Origin of the sequence: Ruminococcus sp. J1101004sp1_RTP21198st1_B9_RTP21198_201120, assembly GCF_040924245.1 — a bacterium.
Taxonomy (GTDB): Bacteria; Bacillota; Clostridia; order Lachnospirales; family Lachnospiraceae; genus Blautia_A; species Blautia_A faecis.
Genome location: NZ_JBCOMI010000026.1, coordinates 17,709 through 44,168 on the forward strand (window position 1 = coordinate 17,709; position 26,460 = coordinate 44,168).

Annotated in this window: 25 protein-coding genes and 3 pseudogenes; all 28 read right to left on the reverse strand. The window is 42.9% G+C overall.

Annotation, left to right across the window (positions count from 1 at the left end):
- Window positions 1-14: 14 nt before the first annotated feature.
- Complete coding sequence (locus AB5618_RS15965) at window positions 15-959, reverse strand: site-specific DNA-methyltransferase (RefSeq protein ID WP_233435077.1); 945 nt, start codon at window positions 957-959, stop codon at window positions 15-17.
- A gap of 12 nt (window positions 960-971) precedes the next feature.
- Window positions 972-1,808 (reverse strand): hypothetical protein, encoded by an 837-nt coding sequence (locus tag AB5618_RS15970; protein WP_025577460.1) that lies wholly within the window; start codon window positions 1,806-1,808, stop codon window positions 972-974.
- A gap of 47 nt (window positions 1,809-1,855) precedes the next feature.
- The gene (locus AB5618_RS15975; RefSeq protein ID WP_021651237.1) at window positions 1,856-2,194 is read right to left on the reverse strand and encodes a hypothetical protein; all 339 of its coding nucleotides are present in this window, start codon (window positions 2,192-2,194) and stop codon (window positions 1,856-1,858) included.
- A gap of 111 nt (window positions 2,195-2,305) precedes the next feature.
- Entirely contained in the window at window positions 2,306-4,387 is a 2,082-nt protein-coding gene (locus AB5618_RS15980) for a VirD4-like conjugal transfer protein, CD1115 family (protein ID WP_192926713.1), read from the reverse strand.
- Between the two features lie 42 nt (window positions 4,388-4,429).
- Entirely contained in the window at window positions 4,430-5,593 is a 1,164-nt protein-coding gene (locus tag AB5618_RS15985) for a PcfB family protein (RefSeq protein WP_116441971.1), read from the reverse strand.
- A 10-nt stretch (window positions 5,594-5,603) separates the two neighbouring features.
- Window positions 5,604-6,023: a hypothetical protein gene (locus AB5618_RS15990; protein ID WP_116441970.1), complete on the reverse strand. Its 420-nt coding sequence runs from the start codon at window positions 6,021-6,023 to the stop codon at window positions 5,604-5,606.
- A complete protein-coding gene (locus tag AB5618_RS15995) occupies window positions 6,024-6,977 on the reverse strand; it encodes a hypothetical protein (protein ID WP_116441969.1) in 954 nt (317 codons plus the stop codon).
- Window positions 6,978-8,393, reverse strand: a complete 1,416-nt coding sequence (locus tag AB5618_RS16000) for a relaxase/mobilization nuclease domain-containing protein (protein ID WP_161276458.1) — start codon at window positions 8,391-8,393, stop codon at window positions 6,978-6,980.
- 3 nt (window positions 8,394-8,396) lie between these two features.
- Window positions 8,397-8,720, reverse strand: coding sequence for a plasmid mobilization relaxosome protein MobC (gene mobC, locus AB5618_RS16005; protein WP_025577448.1), 324 nt, complete (start codon window positions 8,718-8,720; stop codon window positions 8,397-8,399).
- Between the two features lie 512 nt (window positions 8,721-9,232).
- A complete protein-coding gene (gene dcm, locus AB5618_RS16010) occupies window positions 9,233-10,756 on the reverse strand; it encodes a DNA (cytosine-5-)-methyltransferase (protein ID WP_195191241.1) in 1,524 nt (507 codons plus the stop codon).
- Window positions 10,757-10,994: 238 nt separating this feature from the next.
- On the reverse strand, window positions 10,995-11,228 hold the full coding sequence (locus AB5618_RS16015) for a hypothetical protein (RefSeq protein ID WP_161276457.1): 234 nt from the start codon (window positions 11,226-11,228) through the stop codon (window positions 10,995-10,997).
- Between the two features lie 12 nt (window positions 11,229-11,240).
- Window positions 11,241-12,302 (reverse strand): DUF3991 domain-containing protein, encoded by a 1,062-nt coding sequence (locus tag AB5618_RS16020; protein WP_161276456.1) that lies wholly within the window; start codon window positions 12,300-12,302, stop codon window positions 11,241-11,243.
- On the reverse strand, window positions 12,283-13,407 hold the full coding sequence (locus tag AB5618_RS16025; RefSeq protein WP_368366913.1) for a hypothetical protein: 1,125 nt from the start codon (window positions 13,405-13,407) through the stop codon (window positions 12,283-12,285). Before AB5618_RS16025 ends, AB5618_RS16020 begins: the two co-directional genes overlap by 20 nt.
- Entirely contained in the window at window positions 13,404-13,712 is a 309-nt protein-coding gene (locus AB5618_RS16030) for a hypothetical protein (RefSeq protein WP_116441961.1), read from the reverse strand. The genes AB5618_RS16025 and AB5618_RS16030 overlap by 4 nt, the downstream gene beginning before the upstream one ends.
- A gap of 76 nt (window positions 13,713-13,788) precedes the next feature.
- A complete protein-coding gene (locus AB5618_RS16035; protein ID WP_173724100.1) occupies window positions 13,789-19,227 on the reverse strand; it encodes a SpaA isopeptide-forming pilin-related protein in 5,439 nt (1,812 codons plus the stop codon).
- Between the two features lie 130 nt (window positions 19,228-19,357).
- Window positions 19,358-19,510: a hypothetical protein gene (locus AB5618_RS16040; protein ID WP_155512673.1), complete on the reverse strand. Its 153-nt coding sequence runs from the start codon at window positions 19,508-19,510 to the stop codon at window positions 19,358-19,360.
- A gap of 13 nt (window positions 19,511-19,523) precedes the next feature.
- Window positions 19,524-19,940: a hypothetical protein gene (locus tag AB5618_RS16045; protein WP_368366914.1), complete on the reverse strand. Its 417-nt coding sequence runs from the start codon at window positions 19,938-19,940 to the stop codon at window positions 19,524-19,526.
- Window positions 19,941-19,956: 16 nt separating this feature from the next.
- Window positions 19,957-20,883, reverse strand: a complete 927-nt coding sequence (locus AB5618_RS16050) for a ParM/StbA family protein (protein WP_092072137.1) — start codon at window positions 20,881-20,883, stop codon at window positions 19,957-19,959.
- Window positions 20,884-20,916: 33 nt separating this feature from the next.
- On the reverse strand, window positions 20,917-21,459 hold the full coding sequence (locus AB5618_RS16055; RefSeq protein WP_161276452.1) for a hypothetical protein: 543 nt from the start codon (window positions 21,457-21,459) through the stop codon (window positions 20,917-20,919).
- Window positions 21,456-21,632, reverse strand: a pseudogene (locus AB5618_RS16060) (helix-turn-helix transcriptional regulator); the annotation flags it as partial. The gene AB5618_RS16055 and the pseudogene AB5618_RS16060, both read right to left, overlap by 4 nt.
- Window positions 21,633-21,665: 33 nt before the next feature.
- Window positions 21,666-22,781 carry a DUF6017 domain-containing protein gene (locus AB5618_RS16065; RefSeq protein ID WP_161276451.1) on the reverse strand — a complete coding sequence of 372 codons (1,116 nt, stop codon included), beginning with the start codon at window positions 22,779-22,781 and terminating at the stop codon, window positions 21,666-21,668.
- Window positions 22,782-22,785: 4 nt separating this feature from the next.
- On the reverse strand, window positions 22,786-22,923 hold the full coding sequence (locus AB5618_RS16070) for a hypothetical protein (protein ID WP_161276450.1): 138 nt from the start codon (window positions 22,921-22,923) through the stop codon (window positions 22,786-22,788).
- 326 nt (window positions 22,924-23,249) lie between these two features.
- Window positions 23,250-23,384: pseudogene (locus tag AB5618_RS16075) on the reverse strand (ABC transporter ATP-binding protein); the annotation flags it as partial.
- A 175-nt stretch (window positions 23,385-23,559) separates the two neighbouring features.
- A complete protein-coding gene (locus AB5618_RS16080; protein ID WP_148462698.1) occupies window positions 23,560-24,591 on the reverse strand; it encodes a HAMP domain-containing sensor histidine kinase in 1,032 nt (343 codons plus the stop codon).
- Window positions 24,588-25,280: a response regulator transcription factor gene (locus AB5618_RS16085; protein WP_148462699.1), complete on the reverse strand. Its 693-nt coding sequence runs from the start codon at window positions 25,278-25,280 to the stop codon at window positions 24,588-24,590. The genes AB5618_RS16080 and AB5618_RS16085 overlap by 4 nt, the downstream gene beginning before the upstream one ends.
- Before the next feature lie 51 nt (window positions 25,281-25,331).
- Window positions 25,332-25,521 (reverse strand): annotated as a pseudogene (locus AB5618_RS16090) (helix-turn-helix domain-containing protein).
- 213 nt (window positions 25,522-25,734) lie between these two features.
- Window positions 25,735-26,139 (reverse strand): hypothetical protein, encoded by a 405-nt coding sequence (locus AB5618_RS16095; RefSeq protein ID WP_173736306.1) that lies wholly within the window; start codon window positions 26,137-26,139, stop codon window positions 25,735-25,737.
- A 74-nt stretch (window positions 26,140-26,213) separates the two neighbouring features.
- Complete coding sequence (locus tag AB5618_RS16100; RefSeq protein ID WP_148462700.1) at window positions 26,214-26,399, reverse strand: hypothetical protein; 186 nt, start codon at window positions 26,397-26,399, stop codon at window positions 26,214-26,216.
- Between the last annotated feature and the right edge of the window lie 61 nt (window positions 26,400-26,460).

Genomic DNA, 26,460 nt, shown 5'->3' on the forward strand with positions numbered 1-26,460 from the left:
CATATCCTCCCTTCTTACCGGCTCCTGCTCTTTGCAGACAGAAGCCTTTCTTTTCCCTTTTCAAAATATTCTTCATTAATTTCAATGCAGATTGCATTCCGTTCATTTAAAAGTGCTGCTTCCCCCAGGGAAAACGAACCTGCAAACTGATCCAGTACCCACTCCTTTTCTTCTGTTACAAATCCAAGGATCTGCTGCAAAAGTTGCACTGGTTTTTCTGCCTGATGAATACGGGAGTTTTTCCCTGGCGGTTCAATGTCAAAGACCGTTGGAAGCATTCCCCTGGCGCCTGACATATAGTGGGATATTCCTGGCTCCGCCTTATCCTTTTTCGCATCTGGGCGTAAATTCCTGGCTTTTCCTTTCGTAAAAAATGCAATCTCTTCCGTATTTTTAGATTTTCTTCCCGTATTGGCAACGAAATTTCCTTTTTTCCAGGCGACTTTTGCATAATATTCAAGTCCTGCTTCTTTCGCCATTTTTTTCATCTGATAGAGGTATTCATAATTTTCCCCATTTTCTTCCGGCATGAACTCTACCAGAAAACACCCTTTTTTCAACACCCGGTATTTTTCATCAAAGTCTTCCTGCGTATATTGAAAACATTCATAGGCGGCAAAATCCCGGTTTCCCCCTTTCAGGCTTTTTTTCAGATCATAAGCATGGTCTGTAATAATGGCATCTATACTGTTATCTTTTAAAAAGCTCAAATCCCTGCCATTTCCCTGAACCAGCATACAAGTTACCTCTTCTCCGTCCTGTTCTTTGGTAACCGTATAGACTCCTTTGGCTATCCTGGAAAAAAGCCCCTTTTCTATTCCCTCATAAATTCTTGCCCGGATACTGGGTTCTTTTACCTCTTTTACCTGTTCTACACAAGCCACTGCTTCTTTAAGGCTGAAGCATTCTGCGTCCTGAAAATATTCAAATAGTGTCATCTGTATCCCTTTTTCCTGCACAATCCTTTCCTCCTACAATCCCAGTGCCCTGGAAGTCAGGTTCTGCGCTCCTTTTACAGTGCCTACCGTCAGCGCAACCGTAAAGGTCATTTCCCCCAAATAAATCAGGGTTTTGGCCCAGTCCTCATAATCTCCGGTAAAGGTCGGAAGTCCGGAGGAAATAAACTGGTTACACAAAAGGATTGCCAGCGCCATTGTGACTGCCTCAAAAACGACACTGATAAAATATTTCATATAGGCTACAAAGGTATTGCTAAGCCCCCGGTTTCCAGCCAGGGTACTGCTGGCAATCGCCCCAAAAGGTACAATTACCATAATTTTCAAAAAGCGGAAATAAACATTGTACAGCAGGAAGAAACCACAGATAATAACGATTAAAGACAGGAAAACAGCAAGTATCAGGAACACGATACTGGTTCCAAATCCCAAATCTTTGATCACTTCTGCCTGCGCCGGGTCAATGGATAACTCCACACTCTGGTTTTGCCCCAAATGCCCCACCAGGTTTCCACAGGAAGTAAACAGGGCTTTCATAATGGTAATGTTATAAGATACCAGCCACTGTGCAATGGCAACCCGGATAAACATACGGAGGATTGCTTCAAACCGGATTTCTTCCCGGATATCTACCGACTCTGCACAAAACCCAATGACGAAAAAAAGGACTACCAGGGCAGAGCCTATCCCAACAAAAAGGGGTTCAATCCCTTCAATGATCCCCCAGGGCCCGCCTCCTTTGAACCCGGTAGGGGACTGTCCTAAAAGTTCAAATACGAGGCTGACCTGGTTATTCCAAAATCCAAACACGATTTCCAAAAGTGCAAGGATCGCCTCTCCTAAATTAAACATCACTTCACCTCTCTTCTTATCTGCTTATCTCAAAAAGAAGAATGGTTTTAGCTAATTCCCAGGAAAGTAAGAACGGAGGAAATGGCTGCCATAATAAGCCCTGCAACAATTCCTTTAATGGCACTGTTCATAGAAGAACTGTCCTGCTGTTGGTAAGCCTGTGCAAATTCCATCACGTTTTTTGCCAGGATAATCACACCCACCGCACCGATAATACTGATCACCAGTGTCTTTAAATTCATAAGCGGCTGTGTTACGTCACTTACCCCGGAAGCCATGACAGTCTGGGGGAACAGGGAAACAGTGGCAGCGCTTACTGCCAGGACTCCCAGTAGAGATTTTTTCAAGCGGTTCTGTTTCTTTCTGATAACCTCTTTGATCTTCATATCTTTTTACTCCTTTTCATGTGATTGATACCGCATTACGCAAAAAGACAGATTTTTGAAAACCTGCCCTGCGTAATGCAAAAACTACAGGTTTCCAAAAATCTGCCTTCTTTAATCCGAGGCTGTTTCTTTTGTAAATTTTTTACGGATTTCCTTCATCTTTTCAGCACTGTTTTTTGTATCTGCCATTTGAAGGATTTTATCATACGAAATTCCAGCACCAATGGCAAGCATGATTTCTCCCAACTGTTCCTCATTATAAACATGGCTTTCTAATAATTCAGAAAGTTTTTCTTCCTCTGTCTGTACCGGTTTTTCCGTTTTCTTCGGCGGCCTCACCTCCTCTACCGTTCTCTTCTTCTGGTTCTCTTTCAGCTCTTCCTCCGAAAAAATCTTCTTAGGAATAGGCTCATAAGAAAAAATTTCATCAAAAGACAGTTCCACAATCTGAACATCTTCTCCCTGTTCCTTTTTCTTCTTATAATAATCCAGGGATTCTTCACTTAAAATCTGTACCGCCTGTTTTTGGGCAGCCATTCTGTCATGGATATAAGGCGCAGCCCCGCCATCTTCTGTTTCCGAAAATCTGGAGTGTGCAAAAGTATTGTATTTCTTATCAATAATAGGATCACAACCCCTGATTAACAAAATACACTCTGAGTTATCCAGCTTTCGGGTTTCGTCCGGTGTCAAAAGCTCACGCCCCAGCACATCATAATTCCGGGAACTGCTCCCTTGCCGGCCTTTGGTTTCCCCACTGCTTTTTTTATCAATGGTTCCTTTTCCCAGGGACTCACTGATATACTTATGCGTGGACTGTTCATTCCCACCAAGATATACCAGAGAATCACAATTACCCGGTATGGTTTCCCAGGTTTTCTCAAACAAAGCCTTGATCTGGGCAAGGTTTTGGATAAAAATGGTACATGAAATATTCCTGGAACGCATGGTACTAAGGAGGCTGCAGTAGTCATCTGGCAATGGCACGTTGGCAAATTCGTCCAGCATGAAATTCACGTTAATGGGAAGTTTTCCATTATAATGGAAGTCTGCCTGGTAATACAATTCCTGGAAAATCTGGGAATAAAGCATACCAATTAAAAAGGCATAACTCTTATCCGAATCCGGCGTTACACAAAAAAGTGCAGTCTTCCGGTTTCTGTCCCCGTCAACACCAATCCCAATCTCCTCAATCTCCATTTCATCATGATCCAGAATCCGCAAAATTTGTGGGTTCTGTAACAATCCAAGCCTTGCATTTGCGGAAATGATGATACTCCTTACCGTATCTCCGGCACCCCGTACCACTTTATTATACTGGATTAAAGCAGGGTGGTTGCTTCCCTTTTTTCTCTCCAGTCTGCGGAAACGCCGGTCTAAATCAGAAGGGGAACCGTCTGCATGGACTTCTGCCTCATTCAAGAGCTGCAAAACCATACGGAAATTCCTTTTCTCCATTTCACACTCCTGCCACACATAAAGAAAAATGGCCTGCAAGTACAAAGACTCGGCTTTCTCCCAGAATGGATCACTGGGCTGTGCGTTTTTCGGAGTGGTATTATTGATCAGGTTAGTAACCAGTTTTACAATATCTGTTTCAGAGCGGATATAGCGGAATGGGTTATATCCGTTAGACTGCTCCATTTCCACCAGGTTCAGCACCCGTATCCGGTATCCATGCGCTTTCAGCATACCTCCGCAGCATCTTAAAATCTCCCCTTTGGGATCTGTAATGATCTGGGAAGCCCTGCTTAACTGAAGGAGATTGGGTTTCACCATGAACAAGGTTTTTCCAGCGCCGCTTCCTCCGATTACCAGGACATTTAGGTTTCTCCTGGTCTTTCTGGTATTCATGGACAGCCTGACATTCTGGGATAAGATCAGATTATTGTGTTCATCTTTATCCGCAAACTGCTTTGCCACCTTTTTCGGATCTGCAAAAACAGCGGTACCAAATTCCTGTCCCGGCATATAGTTTTTCCGGCTGGTTACATACATGACCATACCGATCACATATACAAAAATCCCCAGAATGATTGCTTTTAAGGAAGTTTCGTTCCAATAATTGGCAAACGGGGCTGCCATCACCTGATCCAGACGGTTTAAAAAATAATTGATATCCTTTCCGGGCTGATAACACACGTTCAAGAGATAACCTCCATAGCCGGAAGCTATGCCACCAATAAGATACATGCCCCAGGACTGTTTCTTCTTTTTCTGAATTGCTCCGGTTCTCTACCTCCTTTGCCCCTGTATGGTTCTTCTCCCTGCTTCCAGGTTCTGTTGTGCCTTCCTGTAATTCTGCTCCCTTCTTCTGCGTATCTTTTCCTGCTCCTGTCTGGCACGTTCCCTGTGTACCGGGTCATAGCTTTCCCTATATAAATCTTCCCCCGAAGTTTTTCTAAGAAAACGGTCCTCCAGGTCTAAAATTGCATACTCCTTCTTCTTTTCCAATCCTGCAAAAATCGTCTTATGGTCATTAATCCAGCTAATTTCCGATTTATCCAGCCAGATAAATTCATTCTTACGGTACGGAATCCTGGTTTTGATATGATGCTCTGTTTCTTCATATACCAGCTTCTGGTCTATGGTAATGGCATTCACACCTGGATTGTTCCGTTTCTCCTTTTGGATACGCCGAATGACCTGCATCTTTTCTTCTGTTTCCTGGCTGCTTCCAGTGCTGCGTCTTTTGGCTTCCTCTTCCCCAAACAACTGTTTCCACTGCTGGGAATCTACCAATTCTTCAACCTGTTCCGGTGTCCTGGTCAGTGTCACCGTACCTTCCTTCCCTTTTTCCAAAATCCCCTGTTCTTCCATGTAGCAGATAATCGGCCAGATCTGAAGCCAGGTCATATTCAGACGGGAACGGACATCACTGATCTTCTCCACCTGGTTTTTCGCCAGCTCCCGCGCAACCAGTTCACACTCCTTCGGCTCCGGCAGGGCAGGCTTTTTTACTTCTTCTACCAACTGCTCTACCTTATCCGGCTCTGCATTTTCATAGTATTCATCTAACGTCCCAATATTGGAATGTTCAATTTTTGCCATCATGGACTGAATACGGGGCGCTGCCTGGGAATGGAACAAAATTTCACTCATACCGTCCTTCTCATTTAAATCCGGCAAAATGGAATATAAAATCCCATACTTATTTGCCAGGGCTTTTACCCGCTCCAGGTCTTTTGTTTCAAAACGGAAAACCTGTAAATCGCCTCCCATTTTCAGGAGCTTTTGTACAGAAGTTTTCCCTGACAGTTTTTCCTGATCCAGAACTTTTTTAAATACCGCACAAATATCTTTTACAAACTGCCAGCCTGTATTTCCCATTTTCAGAATGATTTCTGCGCCTTCAAAGGAAACTTTAATAATCTGCGCCGCATCTTGTATTTCACTCATGCTCTCCCTCCTATCCCATTGCCCTGTCCTTTTTTACTGGAACAGCCGCCTTTATTTTTCCTTCTGTAAGCATGGCTTCCAGGTCATACTGGATATTTTCCTGTTTTAAGAGAGTCTCCAGCATGTGGTTTGCTTTTTCCTTTTCATAGGTCATATACTGAAGCTGAAAAATATAATTCTCAATCTGCAAAATATTTTCCGGAACCTGAAAAAACGGTTCAAGGTAATGATAAAGAATACGCTCTTTTTCTTCCTTTCCTGCATGAGGCGCCTGTAACTGCAAAATAATTTTTTCTACCTCTTCCATAGACTCCTTATGAAAAGCAATACGGTACAAATCCTGTTTCTGCTCCCTGGTAAGAAAGGGCTGTTCCTTTTCGGCAGTTTCCAAAAGGGAAAATGTTTTTACCACATGTTCAAGTTCTGCCATTTACACACCCGCCTTCCGTTTCCGCATCAAAAGGATAATTTCCCGCATTTTTTTCATTCTCTCTGGTGAAGGGCTGTTCTCCATCACCTGAAGAATTTCTGCATCTGCCAGCCCACTTTCTACGCACTGGCGGATTTCTTCCAACTGTTCTGCGGACAGGTTATATTCCAGAATTTTCTCCACAACACTTTTGGGTACTTTTTTCCCAAGCATGGCAATCCCAAGCAGCCGGTGCTTACTTTTTTGTAGCCCTTCCGCTGTTTGTATGCTTTTTTCTTCCAATACCACTTTTGTTTCCCTGGAAGCAGCTTCTGTTTTTTCCCTGTATTTTTCTGCTTCTTTTTTCAGATCCTGAATTTCCTGCTCTTTCTTTGCCAGCTTTTCTTTTAATTCCTGTATGTTTTTATCTTTATATTGCAGGTTCTCATACAGGTCTTTAATCTCCTGGTTTTTCTCTTCAACAACATGCTCCTTTACCAGAGAAGACAAGGCTGTAAAACGGTCATTGCTTTCCCGAAACTGCTGAATGGATTGTTCCATGATCCCCATAAGATTTTTCATATAAGAACGCATTTCTTCATCTTTCGGAACTTCTTTTTTTGCCTTTGACTCTTCCAGTTGTATCCGCATGGTCCGCATACGGCTGGCCGGCAGTTCATTTCCGGCATAGGTTTTCACCTCTTCCAGATCCAGCCCGTTTTTTAAGCCCTCTACGATTTCCCGTACCTGGAACTGGTTATAATTTCCTTCACATAAAAAGTCGATTTCCCCAATCCCTTCCATAAGCCCTATGATGATTGCTTTCATCACCGGGGCTTCCTGGTTACTCTTAACTACCTTCTGGATATCCGAAACAGGAAGACCAAAATCCAGCCCCATAGAAACTGCGTCCATCTGTTCTTCTTTTAAAACTTTCCGGCATTCTTCCAGATACCGTTGTCCTTCTACTGTCATTTACCCTCCTTTTCCTCTGCCCCTCGCAGACGGTTTCCTATTCTTTTCCTTCTGCTGTGCTTCCAACTTTTCTTTTTCTTCTGCTTTTTCATGCAGACGCTCTGCAATCCTTTTTTCTTTTAAGATTTTTTTCCGTTCAATCCGCAAACGCTCCTCTTTCTCAAAGAAATAAGCGTCTGTCTGTTCTGCCTCAGACAAGGAATATCCCATTTCTTTTAACTGCCCAAGAAGGTTTTGGTATGTCTGGTGGTCTTGAAAAAATTCCTGATACCCTTCCTGATAAAGTTTTGCTTCCATCTGTTTTTCCTGCAGCTTATTGAGAAGCAGAAGCATTTCCTCATAAGGAACCATTTCTTTTCGTAGCTGCTTTCTTGCCCTGCTGTTTTCCCAAAGCTGTTCCTTTGTTGCATCAGAAATAGCTTTCAACTGCGCCTTATCCTGTATGCGATAAGCTGCCAGAAAATCAAATTCCTCCTGCAATTTTTTCAATTCATGGATTGCTGCCCTGTATTTCCAGGTTTTAGAGTCTGCCATTGGTTTCCCCTGCCGGTACCTGCGAAGAAAACATTCCTTCTGGTATCTGGTCAAATGCCGCTCCCGGTATGGGATAAACACATACGTCCATTCTACCGGTATCTCCTCTCCGGTCATTTCCGGGATTGGAAGGCGTCCAAAACGCTGCCGAAGCCTTTCCTCTGTATATTCTTCCCCTAGCTGGTCAAGCCGCCTTGCCCTTCCTGCTCCGGGTTCCCGAACAGAAAGGCGCTTTCTCCCCCGCAACTCATATCCCATGCTGGAAAGATTTTCAAGAAATTCCTCATAAGAACCTGCGTCCTGTAATGCCTGGTCCACATCTCTTCTGATCCGCCTGTCCCGTTCAGAAAGAGATTTTTCTTCCTGTCCTTTTTGTTTGCGTTTTTCCTTTGCTTCTTCCAGATCCAGCACAGATAAACCATGCTCCCTGCATATCCGGTTGGTCAGAGGCTGAATGATGTTTTCCCAATCCCCGTTTTTATAATCGTATTTATATCCCGTAGTACAGCGTACTGAATTAAAAATAATGTGCCCATGAATATGGTCCGTATCATTATGGACTGCATAAACCGCTTCAAAATCCTTCCCAAGAAATTCTGTCACAAACTCTCCTACCACTTGGAAGGCTTCTTCTTCCGAAACCTCATCTTCCTCAAACGAAAGAATGAAATGGTAGCCCTGCCTTTTATCCAGCTTTCCAAAATGACGTTTGGTATCTACCATCTGGGATAATGCCTGTTCAGGAATACAGTTATGTCCACAGACATAGCGGCCATGTTCTGTTTTCTCCGGGTTCATAATATAGCGAAGACCGTTTGCCAGATGTTTTGCCGGATAGCCCGTTTTTGCCTGTTTCATGTGCAGGCACTTTGTAATTGCCATAACCTACAGCCTTTCCTGCACCTGGCTTACCAGTGTTTTTATCTGCTTCAAAAACACATACAGACGGTGTTTATCTTCCCTGGAATAAAGGGCGCTGTTATTGTTATGGGTAATCTGGTTGATGTTTACGCCAATCCGGTTGATTTCCTGGTTCATGCGTTCCAGTTCCTGACGGATTTCCGGGTAATCCCTGGGACGGTTGGTAATCAGCATACGAAGGTACTGGGAATCGGAAAGCCCCATCTTTTCTGCCTGTTTTTGTAACTCTTCCAACTCCCATGAGTACAGCCGGATTTCTTTTCTGCATTTCATTGTTTCTTTTTTCATGCTCCCCCTTTCCTTATCTTTATCACATATTTCATCTACCGATTTCTACTCCAACGCTATCTGCTGTCAACTCCTAAGACCTGCTATCGGTCACCATATAACTTCCCGGTGTCCGGACTGGCTATGCCAGTCCTCTGCAAGATACGGATTTTACCGTACAAAATCCCATCTTGTTAGGGGGCACCCCCTAATACCCCGGATAAAATAGATAGCACAACGCAGATACTGATAGCAGACCTGCGTTCCATATAGGGAAAAACCGATAGCAGTTCCAAACATCTGCTATCGGTTTTTCCACTTCCTACTTCTATTTCTGCTAACAAAACCCCAGTTCTGTTAGCAAATCTGCCAGCCTCCTGTGTCTGATGTGACAGCAGTTCTTCCATTCTGCTATCAACGCCTTTTGCACAGACTCCTTGCAGGCTGCTTCTTCTTCCGCAATTTCTCTCTTTCCAACAAGTATGGGAAGACTCTCTATGGACCATTTGCCGCTTTGGGTTTCTCTTATGAAATTATTGGTTTACCTGTTCTTCCAAACGCTCCAATGCCTTTTCAAAAGCTCCAATCCCACTGAAAAAGGAAGAAAGCCGGATATCCTCAAACAGATATGGCATGGCTTTGTATAGTTCCAGAAAAATATAGTACAGCACATCAACAACAATGGAATTTCCTGCCTGTTTGTAAAGCTGGCTGTTACTTATGCCTGCTTCTTTTGCTTTCCAAAAATCCGCATCGGAAAAGCCCATAAGCCGGAAGCATTCTAAAGGTGTCAGCCTCCGGATACGGAACAAAGACTCTAAGCGGTGTATTCCATTTGATGTCGTAAGCGTAGGGCAGAGTTCCCCATGCTCCTGTACCCTTCCCCGTTTTTCCACAGACGGATAACTAAGATTTACAACACCATTTTCCAAACATTCCTCATAACCTTTCTGTGTCTTTTGACGTACCAGAATGATATTATCTTTTTGCACAGAAGTAAGGGTATGGCAGACTTCTTTTTCTCCCAGTTCCAAAGTCTGCACAATCCGGCCTTCCCGATCATACCTGCCCCGGATTGCTCCTGGATATTTTTCTACAATCTTTGGCTGGTCATGCCCTGCTAAAACCGCACCGCTGCTTCCTAAAGGGGAATAAATAACCCCGCTTGAACCATAGCCGGTATGAATATCTCCCACTTGAAGAATTTTGGGCTGCTGTCCGCCACCACCACAGGCAGTTACCGTAGGGCAGCACCCGTCTGGCAGATAAACCCGTCCAGTCTGTTCAAACACCCCTTTGATATTTCCGGCCCGTTTTACCCGGTTTTCCCGAAAAGCCTTCAGGCTTTTTTCGTCCGGCTCAAACAAAAGCGCTTTTCTCTCTTCCATATCTTCAATCAAGCGGCGTACTTTTTCCTGGGATAAGTAGTATTTTTCCTCTACCGTATCCTCCAGAATATCCATAAGGCACTGGAAGGACTCCAGCGGTTCCGGAAACTGGAATGTTCCATTATCCATTTCCTTCTGTATCAAAATCAGATATACCCGTTCCCTGTTCTGTGGTATTCCATAATGCTTTGCATTAAGAACACTCCAATAGGTGTGGTATCCGTATTCATGCAGTTCTTCTTCAAACAACCGGAATGTGGTATCCCGGAATTTTTTTCCTACAATATTTTTTACATTTTCGTAAATTCCCCATACTGGTTTGACACCCCGTATCATACGGAGCCACTCCACCAGAAGGGAAGAACGTGTTTTATCAATATCATGGGAACCACACATGCCGCAGGCGTCCCTTTTGGAATAATGTACCTGCAGAGGGTTATACTCATACCCGCAGCTTCGGCATTTCCAAACCGCGCCTGCCTGCTTGCCTGCCAGGGAAAAATCCTGACAGGGGCTTCCTCCACAGATCATGTTAAACGGTTCAATCTCCCTTTCGTCCACTTTTGTAATATCTCCCAGATTCAATGTTTCACTTGTACCATGAATCGCACAATAACTCTTTGCTGCATATTTATCAAACTCACAAAAATTCACCAAACTATATTTCATTCCTCATATTTCATGAGGTGTAGCTACACATTTTACCTAGGATTACTCACTTATTTCCTCCTGTCTCCTAAATTTTTTATAGTCTTCATGAGAAATCCACAGCTACAAACGAAATATCCATCTGGCATTACCTTACAATCATAGAATCACCCCTTCCCGTATCCAGAGTTTATCCTTCTGTCAAAAATTCTGTTGGTCTGCACCACCTCCTTTCCTAACACTCCCACTTTCGGATTGGTTATTTCTTTCTTACCGCTCTTTTTCTGATGTTTGCCAGCACCCTGGACACATACGCCTGCTTGGGTATCCCCATGCGGTATCCCTGCCGCTCATAGCTCTCTTCGATAAACGCAACCCGTACACGTCCATGCAGTTTCCTCTTTCCTATCCACTGCACTACTTTTTCCATCTCCGCTTCGCATTCGTCGATCTCCCATTTTTTGAAACATTCCTCATCATAGCTATTTTCCAAAAGAATACCCTCCTATCTTGCCTGTGCTATCTGGTATGATACTATGTTCCTGTGTCCTACCATTTTTTCTATCTTTTGTATGTTTGTCCCTTTTGTTTCAGTAAGAAGCGGCCTTTCCTTTTCTACCAGGCTGGAAAGCTCTTGGTTTTCCTTTTTATACTGCAAAAAAGCATTATAGTCTTTTCCCATAGGTGGAAGACGTACAAAAACCTCATACTCCATAAGGGTATATTTTCTTGCCAATTTTTTTGCCGCTTGTCTTCCCGGCAGGTCATTATCCAAACAGAACTGTATCTTCCTGATATGAGAATAATCTTTTAAGAACTTTTCCAAAGGACCATCGGAAAGCATTCCAAGTACCAGGATATTGTTCTGATAATCTTCCCGCAGTTCCATATCGGACATGGCATCAATGGCCGCCTCATATACATAGAGCGTATCACTGTTTTGGTCTACCAGATTAACCCCATAAGTTTTGTCATTCCCCGTAACATCTCCTTTAAAGGGTTTTCCATATTTATCCAGGGTTCCCCTCTGGCTGGCAAAACGTGGGATACCTTCCGTATCTTTTCCCACAAAAACCAGGTTATGGTACGTTCCGCTCTCATACAAAATCCCCTTTTTTACCCAAAAATCAATCATCTGCTTTGACAGCTTCCGCTGTTTTATCAGATAGCCATATAACCGGCGGCTGGTTTCTGATTTTGAAGGAAGTACAAAAGGTTCTTTCGGTATGTCTTTTCTCTGTTTTGTTTCTTCTATTTTTTCAGCCTGTCTTTCCGGTTGAAATTTTTGCATGGTTTCAGTACGGATATATCCGGCAAACTCCAGCAGATATTTGACTGCCTCCACAAAATCCATGTTTCTGAAATATTCCAGAAAGTCAATGGTGCTGCCACCTACCCCCTGGCTAAACCGGCACCAGGAAGACCGGTTGAAGATCATCACAGAGTCCATACCAACTGCCTGATAGAACCTGCCTTTCCTTTTCAATGGAATCCCTATCTGCTCCGCCAAATCCACTAAATCCACTGCCTTTGCAATCTGAATTTCTTCAGCCGTAAATTTTCCCATACTGCACCTCTTCATATTTCATATCCAGATAATGTGCCATTTCCGGGTGCAGAGCTTCAAAAGCAGTCAGGTAGCGGAAACAGGAACTATACTCTCCCTGTCCGGTACAAAATTCCCGCAGGCTCTTTTTTGAATACTGGGCGGGCTGGTTACACCAACGACTTAGATTGATATACATTCCCTTATAAACCTCCGGCGCCCGTTCCCATGCGGCATAGCGCATCAAATAAGCCAGGCACTTATACCGCATCAAAATCTCAATCCGTATGAAAACGTCCCGAATATCCTTTGCCCAAAAGTCTGCTTTCCAGGTTCCTTCCCAGTCATAGCCGCACAGTACATACAGCTTAATTTTCTGGTAAGAAACTGGGATCACTTCCCGCAAAAGTTCCAATTTTCTTACAATAAGTTCCTGATCTTTGATATGGTCAAAGGCAAAAATCATACCGTTATCCAATTTTCCAGATGCCAGAAGTTCCATCTGCCTTTTCTGCATAATCCTCAGATCCAGCCCCTGCCGGAATTGAAACCGCCTGCCTGTTTCCAGGACACTGGAAAAGATTTTTTCCCACCCTGCACAGGCAAAAAAGTTATCGTCCAAAAAGCATAACTTCTTTCTGGACGGGTCATAAAATTCTTCCAATGGGCTTGCTGATGCTGCACCGGTGCTGTTTTTGTTTACACAGAAACTGCACTTCCGAAAACACCCCCTGGTGAGGAAACCAATGGAATACTCCGTATAAAATTGGAACTCTTTCTTTTTTTTCTCTCCTTCTCTATGTTCTTTTACCATCTGGTCATACAAATGATAGTCCGGTGTATGGTGTTCAATCGCTTCTGGAAGTACCGGTGCTTTATCGTAAAAAAATCCAGTCCCTCCATAAACGGTTGTTTCCCTCGTCAAAATATGTTCCGGCACAAAGGTATCCGTAAACACTTTTGATACATAGAGCCGGTCATATTCCCCTGCCTGGCTATAATCCAAAAGAAGCTCTGTTTCAAATCCCTGCTCCTTCCAATAAGCGGAAAGTTTCATACATGCCAAGTTAGGAAACCGGTGTCTTTTCCGGTATAAAAGATCTGCATCTATAATCCCTATCCTCAACGCCTGCTCCTTTCCATACGGGTAGTTCCGGTTTTCTTCTCCCCTTTGACTGCCTCTTTTCTTTCTTCCTTTTCCTTGCATTCTGCCGGGCAATATGATTTTCCATTTGCTTCCATGATTTCTGCAAATTCACAAATATGGAACACCCTTGCCCCTACCTGTGTGTGGTATTCATCAATATAGGTACAAACCCGTTCTTCCCTTTTTCCATCTGGATATACAATCTCTATGGAGTCCCCGTCTGCTATGCTGAACAGGGTATGATAATGGCTGTCAATAAACCGTATTCTTTTTTTCTCTTCCATGCTTCTCACCTCATATTGCCAAAGAAAGGACAGCCGCAGCCGCCCTTTCCCAAGTTTAAAAACTGATTTTTATTTTCTATGCCTTTTTATGTCTTTTTCTGTAATAAAGTAGGCCTGCTACCATACCTGCACTTACACCAAGAGCCAGCAAAGGCAGGAACCAGTTTGTATCATCACCCGTTTTTGGTCCTGGTTTTACGGTACCTGGTGTTTCTGGTATTTTTTTATTCTGGATCTCTTTTACCACTTCAATGACTGGTGTTTTATCATTCTGATAGGTAAATACGATTTCCCACTCTTCTTCCGTCTTCTCATATCCCTTTAAGGTGGCAGTTTCTTTCAGCACATAGGTGATCGGTTCTTTGAAAACACCATTTTCATAAGTTCCAATTGGAAGTAGTTCTGAAACTGCTTTTCCATCTTTTCCAGTCTTCAAACGTCCTACTTCTTTTCCGGTTTCCTTTTCCAGCAGAACAAATTCTACTCCCTCTAAAGCTGCTTTACTGTCTGTATCAGTCTTTACAATAACCAGTTGTCCCATAGCACGCTCATCTTCCATCTTCACTTTCTGAATTTCTCCCGTTTCTTCTACTGTAAACTCCACGTCATTGGCCACAATATATCCGTCAACTGCCGCCTCTTCGTGCAGGGTATAAGTGCCTACCGGAAGATACTCAATCAGGTGTTCTTCTCCTGTGGTCCAGGACTCTACCACTTCCCCGTCCTGATCCAGGATCTGCAGCTTCGCCCCTTCAATCTCCTTACCATCTGTAATATCTGTTTTAGAGATAGAAACCTTTGTATGGTCGTCCTCCATTTTCACTTTTTGTACGTCCCCTGTTTCTTCCACAACAAATTTCACATCTTCTGCCCGGACATATCCCTGTTCCGTAGGCGCCTGCTCTTCATGCAGTATATATTCCCCTGGTGCCAGTGCGTAGACTACATGAGCTTCTTTTTTTGACACCCACTCTTCTACCACTTTTCCTTCCTGATCCAGGATCTGCATTTTGGCCCCTTCAATTTCCTGTCCACCGGTTAAATCTACTTTCGTAAACTCCGTAATGGTAGGCTGATTAGAAATTTCTTCTGAAAAAGCGAGCAGTTCAAGGGTCTGGTCTGTATAAGACGCATCAAAGGAATACACCTCATCATTTGGCAGGTATCCCGGCTTATGCTCTACTTCCTGAATATAGTATTTTCCATGAGGAAGATCTGCCTGAAATACCAGCTTGCCCTCTTCATCTGTTGTTCCCAGTTCAATCAAGGCATCTTTTTCTACAACTACTTCCCCGGCAGCATTCTTGATATCCTCCTGCGCATACAGCCCGAATACCACTCCTTCCAGCGGTTTTCCGGTTTCTGCGTCTTTCTTCAGAAGACTAAGGGAAACTTTCTGTCGCTGATTGGTAAGTTCCATTGTTACATAATCCACTGCTACTTCCTGTCCCTTATATGCAATTTCAAATTCTTTTGCTTCCGGGTCAAGCACGCAGTTCTGACCTGCTTTTTCTTCCACTACATAGTATTTTCCGATAGGAAGATTATTCAGGACTGCCTTTCCTTCTTTATCTGTCACCATACGGGCTACCAGGGCATCTTTTTCATATTTTACAATGCGGTTTCCTGCTTCGTCTTTCTGTCCGTCCGGGGTATAAATGGTTTCCTTTGCATGAATGGCAAATTCTGCACCTTCCATATTTCCCTCTTCATAGTCAAATTCATAACCTTTCTCTTTTTCCATGACCTCTTCCCCAGTGAAGAAACTGCTTACCTGATTTACGAAACCTGCTACACCGTTTTTCATCTTTGTCAGGAACTTTTCTTCTACTTTAGAAGCACCAGAAAGTTTTTCTCCTTTTTTATGGATTGTAAGGCTTCCTACTGCTTCATCATTATACTGTTCAATGACAACAATAAATTTACCGGTTTCCTCCTCTACCTGGTGTACGGTATCAGAATCTACGGTAATAGTGATCGGCGCTTTCTTTGCCTCCTGGTATGTTCCTCCGTCTGCAACTTCATTCAGCGGAACTTCCTTCCCGTCTTTTAAGAGGGCATTTTCAAATCCTACCTGTACATAATTTTCCGGTGCTTCCACTTCTTCAATCCGGTAAGTGCCACATTTTAACTGCTCCGGTGTAATCAGGTATCCCTCTTCGTTGGTCCTGAACACAGATACCACTTCTTTTTTTGGATATCTTACGATCATTTCCACATATTTTTCTGCTTCCACATCATAAATCTTATAAGCTGCACTGTTATCCAGCACCGGCTTCTGCGTCTGGGCATCTTTTTTCACAATCTTGAAGTAATACTGCAAAGGACGGTCATCAAACACACGCCATACCTGGGGTTCCCGGCTGTCTTCCGAAATCTGTACAATAAATGGACGAATCCCTTTTAAATTTTCCGGAACCGTAGACTCAAACACCACATAGGTTCCATAAGGAAGTTCTGGACTCTTTAAATATCCTTTCTTATCCGTAAACAGCTCTGGTACCGTAATCTTTTTACCATTCTCCCAATAAGAAGCGGTTTCGTCTTTGCTGTAATCATAGGTGATAAAATCTTCCGGGGTATAATAAGAACCATTTCCCGGCTTCAAACTTCCGTCTTTTACACCAGACAGCTCACTGATGAGGAATACCTTAAATCCAGCTCCTTCTACCAGTTCTGTTTCTGTCTGCTCCCCGTCTTCTGAGATCTTGATAAGCTGAAAGGCCTGTTTCTTTACAGTTTCCTTTACAGTCACCTCCCGGTGTACAATCTGTACTTCCTGTCCCTCATACGAAACCTCTACGGGATACTCTGTTTCATCTAACAGATACCCTTCTGCCGGCTCTATTTCTTTTACGAAATAATTTCCAAGATACAGGTTTTTGAAATCTACGGTTCCTTCACTGGAAATCGTACCCTGCGCTACAAGTTCCCCTTTTTTATGGACAATCCCATCTTTCTTATTTGGGTGTTCAATATCTTCCGTAGCATATAACCCATATTTTGCCCCTACTAAGGTTGCGTCACCCTGAGAAATAAATCCCTGGGAATCCTGGTCAATCTTACTTACATGAACTTCTCCCCGTACTTCCTCATTTTTAAAATCATGGGAAAAAGTATATGTGTAGGTGCTGTCGTCTTTATATTCATAGAAGAAACGATACACCTCATCTGTCATATAATACTTATCTGGTGCCTGGATTTCCCTCACGCTGTAATGGAAATTCAAAGGAATATCTGCATGGAACACAGCCGTTCCTTCCCTGTCGGAAACAGCACGTTCCACCAGGCTTCCTTTTTCTACAAGGACCTTTCCGTCTGCTGCCGTCAGGTCTTCTTCTACATACAAGCCAAACGTCGCACCTTCCAGGGTAACATCATCATGTTTCGATTTTTTCACTACATTTACGGAAATCTCCGGTCTTGCATTGGTAAAAACGGTTTCCCCCTGGGATAGCTCTACATTCTGTCCTGCATAGGACAAGGTTACAAACTGGGTACGTTCCTGTTCTGTTTTCCCAATCACCAGATTTTCCGGTGCTTTCTGTTCTACAACCTTATATTTTCCAAGATACAATTCTTTGGAAACAGCGCTTCCATCTTCCCCTGTTGTCAGACTTTCTACCAGATCCCCTGCTTTATGCACCTTCGTCACTTTATCCTGGCTGTAAATATCCTCTGCCGCATAAATGTTATATTCTGCCCCTGCAAAGTCCGCATTTCCATATACAAAAGTCAGGTTTCCCTCTTCTCCGGTTACTCCGGTCAGAACCTCACCTTTTTTACGGATTGTGATTTTTCCTTTCTGTTCCTCATTCGTCACTGCAACAGAAGTTGTTTTTCCTGTTTCCAGCTTCACGTTAAAAGACTCTGTATTCAGCTTATATCCTTCTGGAACAGAAATTTCTTTTAAATATACCGTATCCTGGGTTTTCGGAATTTCCACCTCAGAAGTACCGTTGCTGTCTGTGGCCGGCATCTGTACAAGAAGGTTTTTACATGCACTGTCTGAATAAATACCAAAAACAGCGCCGGACAGATTTACTTTACTGTTCTTATCTTTTTTTGTTACCTTTACCCTTGCCAGGTCCAGCCACTTCACCGTAAATTCCACAGAAGCACTTTCTTCTTCAAAAAATGCCCCATACCCAATATCCTGAGAACCAGAACCCGTAGACAATACTAAGGTCTTCCACTGAGTTCCCATTTGTCCTTTCAGCTTACCACTGTTCCATGTACCAGTTACAGTTTTGGGAGCACTGAAATAGAATGTGGTATTCCCATTGATCTTTACGGTTCCTGTCTGTTTTGTACTTCCACTGTGATAAGTCACATGCTCTGGCATTTTTAAAGTAATATAGTTTCTATGGTCACCTTTTAAAGTAAATTCTCCGGTACGCTGTTCCTTTCCACTTTCATAAGCCTTTGCTTCCTTTGGGGACAATGTGATTGCTGCTGTCGGAGGTGCTTCCAGGCTGTAAATATGCTGGATATATCCCCACACACCGCTTGCCTTAATATCTTCAAAGGTACAGCCATAAAAACCGTCCATGCCACAATAAGAATAAGCGGCAGCTAAATGCGTAAAAATATACTTTGTCTTCCAGTCAAAAGAGGGCATATACTCCCCAGTAATGTCCCCGGGACCGCCATATCCATAATAAAGGACTTTCTGTAATTCCGGGTTGCTTTCAAATTCATTGGCTACATAATCCGAGGTCGGCGGGGAAGCCTTCATAGACTCCAGACAATATGCCACATGGCCATTTACGGTGAAATAGGAAGTAGAATAGTTCCCCACGTTAGAAGGGTATGGGATTTTCTCTCCCTGTACCAGATGTACATTGCTTCCTTTTTGCTGCTCCATTGCTGCCGGAACAACCGATAAGAACATTCCCTTATCCTCTTTTGGTGTCAGATCAATCAACTCTGCCCCTGCATCTGGCATTTCCGGTTCTTCCGTCAGTACCTCCGGTATCTCCGGGTCAGGGTCCGCCTCACCGTCCTCACCGGAGCCATCTTCGGTATGCTGGCTTACTTCTCCCTGGGGTTCCTGTGTACTGTTTTCCCTTGCTTCTACCACAATTCTTCTCATAATCTGATAGGAAGGGTTTCCGCTTAACGGATCAACACGATAAAATGCCTGGTAAGAACCTGGGGTATTGAAATCAAAAGAATTGCCGGAGTCCCCTTCTGCTTTCAGAAACGTTACCTTTACTTTTTCATCATTTTTCTGAAAACCCCTGTAATCTGTTTCCAAGTCAAAGGACTCTCCTGCTTTTATGGTAAGGTCCTCTGCATACACCAGTTCTTCTTCTGTTAGTTGCTCCTTTACCTCTTCCAACTCCGGTAATGTTTCTGAAGCAGCCTCCTCCTGTTTTACTTCCTGTATCTGTGCATGTTCCTCAGACTGTTCAGAAGCCAGTGCGGTGATCCCTGTATTGAGTAACGTAGAACAACTAAGAAGAAGTGCCAGCGTCCCAGCCAGCAGCCTTTTCTTTTTTCCTTTCATCATAGCTTTGCTCCTTTTCATTTTTTCGTCAAAAAAAGCAGGCCACACAAGCCTGCTTTCCATTTTCTATCTTCTTTTTTCTATCTTTTGTATACGGTCTGTCCCGTATCCAATGCACCCGTCAATCCCCTTTCTATTCCCTGCTTCCTGCATGGAACACTGCCAAAACAAGCTGCAGAACCAGCAGAAACAAACATATCACCAGTTTCCCTGTCAGATACAGCAGTTTCCCCACTGCAATGAAAATCCCTTTTACAACTTCCCATACACTTCTTCCTACTGCCATATCTTTTTCCTCCTTATTCTTCAAATGCCCCATAAAATTCCGCAAACCGTAAATCTTTTTCCATACAGGCTTCTTCCTTTTCCCTGTTCTCTGCTATCGTTCCACCGTCAGAAAGTTCTCCCTGAACGGTCTTTTCCAGCACACCCCGCTTCTCAAAGGCTTCTTCCTGTGCCTTTGAAACCGCTTCTTTTACGATTTTACAAAATTGTTCTTTCTGGTTTTCCAGAAGGGTATTTAATAGTTTCATCTGCTGTACTTCTTCTTCCTGCTGTAGATACTTGGCAAAATAAACGATTGCTTCTGCTATAAAATCGTCTTTTGTCTTGAAAATATCTTTGTTATACTCCTTCAGATACCGATAAGCCTGATGATGTACCGGTCTGTTTTTATACAGCCGCAGTGAAGTTGTATATACTTTTTCCGTATCCATAAGTTTTCACTTCCTATCATGCTGTCCGCATTTTCCTCTGTTTTGCCCGGATAATACTTTTCACTGCCTCTTCACAGCCCCTTGCATTGGCATGTATATCCGTTACAAACTGTACATCTTTTCCCTCATTGGCTCCAAAATGCTCCACAATGGAAGAACCACCGCCCATAAACACCATTTTGGTCAGATCCAGATTATAATGGTTTGCCTGTATGATACCATAAATTTCCTCTGCGTAGGACTTCAAACAGTTTTTTATGACGTCCTGATACTGCTTCGGGCAGTCATAGCTTCCTGTTCTCATAAATGCTTCTGTAATGTATGCCGGTACCCCTGCCCCTGTTTTGGCAATGGCTTCCTCATTGACTTTTCCGATACAGTACAAAGCTGCCTTATCCGAAATCGAATACTTCCCGTCCGGCATTCCGTCAACAAACTCTACCAGGTCGGTAGTTCCTCCACCAATATCTACTAAAAGGCAATAGCCGGGAACTGCTTCTAAAAGCGTATGGATCACCACATGCCCCTGCATAAAAACAAACACATTTTCCAAAGACACATGATAATGTACTCCTTCATAACGGAAATGCAGTTCCTTTGTCTTTAACAGATATTTCTTAAAACTTTCTTTCTGCTGCTGAAATCTTCTAGGCGGAAGGGCAGCTCCCATTTTTACGGAAGCGTCTGTCAGTCCCCGGCAGCGCATTTCCTGTGCCAGTGCTGCAAGGGTAAGAAGATAATAATTTTCATTCTCTGTCTTATCCACACACTCCTTTTCCGGTACTTTCCCTCCCACATAATAAAACTGGTTCTGGTATTCCAGAATATGTTCCAGGCTGTCCGGCCTTGCCTGTAAAGGCTGGATTGCTGCTGAAAATACAGTATTTGCAGTTTTCATGTTACGGTTTCCATGATCAATTCCAATAATCATTTTAGTTTCCACGTTCTTATCCTCCTGAAAGTTATAGTTTGTATTTTATCTTGTTCTCTTTGGTTCTTGACCTGTTTCTTTCTTTTCTTTATCTATCACATGAAGTTTTTCAAACAGTTCCCCCATCACAGCTTCCATTTCCTGAAACTTCATTTCATCTGGCATACACAGAAAAACAATCACTGCATCAGTCAGACGTTCCCCATTCTCTTTCCGGTAAAGTTCCGTATAGGAACCCCAACAACCGTCCTCACCCGCATAAAACTTTTTTGTCTTCTCATTTACTTTTATGAGGTATTCTTCGGTATCAACAAAAATTTTCCGAATGGATACTTTTTGTAGGTCGTATTTCATGCTGTCCATATAAACCGGAAGGTGTTCCTCTGGTGCAAAATAGACATACATTGTGCAATAGGTATCTCCCTCCGTCCCCATCTCCTGTAAGACAATCCCGGCTTCAAACATTTCCGGTGGAGCATAATCTACTACAAAATCCGAATCCTTACCCTGTGGAGATTTTTCAAAACGCCCTGAATCTCCAACCAGAAAATGTTTGGGGCACTGAATACGAAACCTTTCTTCCCTCATTCTGTATATTCCTCCATAATCTCACTAATATCTTTTTGAAATAACCGCTGAAGTCGGACAACTACATAGACATTGGGCTTTTGCTGTCCGTATTCAATCCTCTGATACGTCCGAAGACTGATACCCAAGACAGCCGCAAGTTCTATCTGTGTATATCCATGAGCTGTCCTGAATTTTCTTAATTTTGTTACTTTCTATCACGCTCCTTACGTCTGAGGGATAGCTTCCTGATAAGCAAACAGATTGGATATATAGCTGTTTGCTGTCAATGTGGCATTGTATAAAGCGGTAAGCAGCACTGCCCGGATATTATTGGCTTTCCTTGTACACTGCTTAATTGAGTCTATCACATACTCTACGGTAAACTTATCCAGCTTTTTATACATTCCCTGTACAATGCCAAGAGGTCGTTCTTCCTGATTTACCCTTATGGTCTTTGCATTGGACGTCAAAACATCTACTGCAAGCCCTACAATCTCATTGAGCAGTTTTCTGTCAAAAGGTCTGTCTATCCATATCGCATCATAATCAATCTGATCTTTGAACTGTTCTTCTGCTGCCTGATAGGATAAGATAGGATTATCTCTATACCCATTCCCTATTTCTGTTGTATTCTTTTGGGTACTTTCTGCTGTAGTCTTTGTAGTAATCTCTGTATTTGTCTGCCCGCTATCAGTCTGAGGTACCTCTTTGGGTATCCAGGGCTCTGTTTCCCTGTCGGGGTATGCTCCCTCTTTGAATGGTGACACCCTCTTCCTTTGGAAAGGGACAGCCCTCTCTTCTACAAAATGTATCTCTTCCTCTATGGCTGTATGGGAACTGATTTTCTCTGCTTTGGATTTCTCTCTTCTTTTTTCAAAGGAAACCGGATCTGCTCCTGTTTCTTCTGGATAAGTCAATTCTTTTAATCGGTCTACGATCAATTCCAGATACAAAACATTATTTACAACAATCCCATTCATGGAAATGGTTCTAAATACCCGTTTTACCACACCCAGCTTCTCTAAAAATACCACTGCATTTGTCGCTTCTTTCTTGGAAATCCCAAACTGTTCGCTGATCTGCTGGTAACTTCTCTGAAGAAAGTCTGACTTAAATTTCTTTCTTACCCCAATGACCTGTCCGGTTCCTTCATCTCTGATTTCTGTAGGCTTATACCAATACACAATATCTGCCAGTATAATAATCGCTGTCAGATTTGGCTTTCCGCTTTCTCTGATGATTGTCCGATACCACACCTGCGGAATGATATTTCCAGATATATTCAGTTTTGCATTTTCATCTACGATTTCATTTCCAGTGCTATAGATACCTCCATTCATTCGTTTATTCCTCACTTCCCTGCTTCTTTTCTTTTTCAAACAAAGCACTTATTTCTTCATCTGCTCTTTTGCCTGCCACCAGGCACGCATACCAGGAACTAAGGAAAATAGCTGTTACAACAATCATAATCACTTTTATCATCGCTCCGTCCTCCCAAGAAAAAAGGACCAAGCCAGCTAACAGAATCTTTTAACTAACCTAGTCCTTAACATATTTTTTTACAATGTATTGCAACCGAATGGTTTTTCACAAACTTGACCGCCTGTGAGAATGGATATAATTTTGACAGGACCAGTAGCAATAGGTTTCTATCTTTAAGAGCTCCTGCCTTCTCATTTCTACTATGAGAAATTCATTCCCGGTCTATGAATTTTCTACCCTTTATGGTATAATAGAAAAAAGACTAAATTGGCGTGAGCCCTTATTTTATAAGGAATCTGCTAACTTAGTCTTATTTTAACATGACCACCGCTGCCGGAGGTTCCAACCACCGCAACAAATTCGCCATCGTCTACAGAAAAATTCACGCCATCAAGAGCACGGGTAATGTTTGGCTCTGTGCCGTAATACTTTTTCAGGTCAATTGTCTGTAAAACGCTCATATAGAAACTCCTTTCAAGGCTACCCGCCTTTTAATGGGGATATTGTAAAACCTAAATGTCCGTGAAATGTTACAACGGTCAATTTGTATCACTGCAAATCAGGATGGAATGTTACAGCACTCGGACATTTCAAAAAATGGCAGGCAGCCAAAAGCGACCACCCACCACATACATACTATTTTGCGGGAAGCATGATGGAAAACTCAGATCCATTTCCAGGCACAGAAACCACCTTAATATAACCACCCTGTCTCGTTATGATCTCGCGGGTAAGGTACAATCCTATGCCGACGCCGGGCTTGCTATGTACTTCTTCCTCGCGGTAAAAGCGCCGAAAAATAGCTGCCTGATTGCTTTCAGAAATTCCTTTACCATTATCAGCTACTTTAATCTCCACATACATTTCCCATTGTACGACTGATACGGAGATTTTTCCGCCAACCGATGTGTATTTCACCGCGTTATCCAAAAGATTAAAGAGTGCTTCGACCGTCCACTTGCTGTCATGGGAAAGCATCAATTCTTCCGGACAGTTTACGGACACAGAAATCTCTTTTTTCTCTGCGGCATATACGATTCCACTCATGGCCTGCGCCACTGTGTCATATAGGCTGCTTACTTTCTTCTCCAACTGGATTACGCCTGTTTCCAACCGGGATGTTTTCACAAGTGCCTGAAAAAGAAAATTCAGCTTATCTGTCTGTGTACGGATTCCACGAATAAAGTCCGTGCGCTCTGCCTCAGTCATAGGCTTTTCCAACAGTGTGTCTGTTGCTATTTTCAAATTGCTTACGGGGGTTTTCACCTGATGGGAAATATCCGATACAAGTGACTGCAATTCCTGCCGATCTTCTTCCACCCGGCGACGATCCTCCTGCATGATCTGATATAGCCTTGCCAGCCTGTGACCAATTCTGGCAAGCTGTGTCTCACTGTCCTCGGAAAGAGAGATGCCTTTATTTCCGGCAATCATATGATCTAAGGTCCCGCATAGATCGGAGGTAAAGAGAGCGAGTTTCTTTCCCAATATTTGTGTCAAAGCAAGAAGCCACGCAAGGGCGCACAAAATCTGCACAGCACCGACAGCTAACACCGCAGCTTGCTCTGTTATATAATATAAAATGGCAGCGGCCACGGTCATGGAGAGGATAAGTCCTATTATCACATAAAAAAATAACCGCTTTACTGAAAGACCTTGCAACTTCACTTTGCTTCGCCTCCTGTCCATTGATACCCCAAACCATAGATTGTCTTGATGTAGGGCGCACCGCCATCGGATTCTATCTTGCTGCGGATTCTGCTCACAGAAGTTGTCAGCGTGTGTTCGTCTACAAAACGCTCGTCAATATCCCATAGTTTTTCTAATAACTGTCTGCGCGTCAATACCTGTTTTGGGTTTCTGCGGAACAGATTCAGCATCTTAAATTCCATTGCTGACAGGGTTAGTGAGATGCCGTTTAGTGAAGCGGAATGCTCTGAGAAATCCAAGAATAGCCGCCCATCGTCGTAAACTTCCTTTGCAGACTTATGATGTTCCAACAACGAAAACATCGCTTTGATTTTCCTCTGCAAGGTTCCTACCAAAAAAGGTTTTGTAATATAATCTACTGCACCAACTTCATATCCTCGTATTTGGTCGCTCTCTTGATCGTTGGCAGTCAAAAAAATCACAATTGCATCCGGGCAGTTAGGCTTTACGAGTTTGCACAGTTCAAAGCCGCTGCCATCGGGGAGATTGACATCCAGCAGTATCAAATCAAATTCCCGCTGACGAACAGCTTCAGCAGCGGTTCTGAAATTTAGGGCAGAAGTCACGCCGTAACCGTCTGCTGTCAGATTATAGGACAGCATCTTATTCAAAAAGCTGTCATCCTCAACAATCAAAATTTGCTTCATATCCTCACTTCCTTTGTATCTACAGTATAACAGGCAAATGTCCGTGAAATGTTACATATCCGTAGATTTGCTAATTTTCAGTTGCCCATCAACGTGCTTTTCTGCGTCCTTTGGTATCAGCCACATACGGCTGAGTCTTGCTGCGCCAGATATGCGGTTTTCTTCGCACAACTTCTGTACTTGCCGCTCAGAGATACCCCCACTTTTTCGCCGCTTCTGGAGCAGAGATATATTCGAGCATTATAGTTTCCTCCAGCAAATCAATTTGGCATTTATTATATATGGCCAGCTGAATGATTACAAGAAAGAAAATGCGAATTATTTAAGCTAATTATATGAATACGCAGGACATTTTCTGTGGAAAAGAGGAATTGCAAAATGTAGCTGGGTGATTGAATATGTCTAAAAGAAGCTGCCCACTACGGACAGCCTCTTCTCTATAATAAGATTTTCATTACTGATATATGTCCACCAATCCTGTTTTTAACATTGAATCTGAAAACTCATATGTAGCTCCATCACCATTAAGACTCAGATACATATTATTCAAGTCATTCTCATTTACGATCCATGCCATATTCACCTGTATACTCTCACCAGGTTTTAATGAAGAAATATAGTTTCCTCCATTTCCATAATCCTCTGATATACTGTTGTATGTCATTTCAGCTGTACGTGCAACACCATCCCATATAACACGGTCGTAGTCATCTCCGGACTGTTCTGTCGGATCGTAAATTTGATATGATCCATCTTCATGGTCCATCAACAGCAATGTACCAATATAAAGCATATGGTTAATTTCTTCATCTGACTTATTGGTATAAGTAACTGTCGCATAGACGAGCTTTTGTTTCACACTTTCTGTTTTTACAATCTCATCCACTGAATCAATGCCATTACCGAACTTAATATAAGACAGCGTATTATTTACTAAATTTCCATCAGTTCCAACTGCATCAGTCCATTCTTGGATTTTGAGATATACAGATAAAAGTTTGCTTTTGCATAATCCTCTCTTTCCTGAACGTACTCCCTATAACTTGTGCTAACTACAGTTTCCGCCCCGATTTTCTCTGCTTTTTTCTCCGCCAAATGGATAACGTTTTCCATAACCATGCTAAGCTGTCCTGCAGGTATCCCGGCATAATATGAATGTTTCAAAAACAAGACCAGTTAT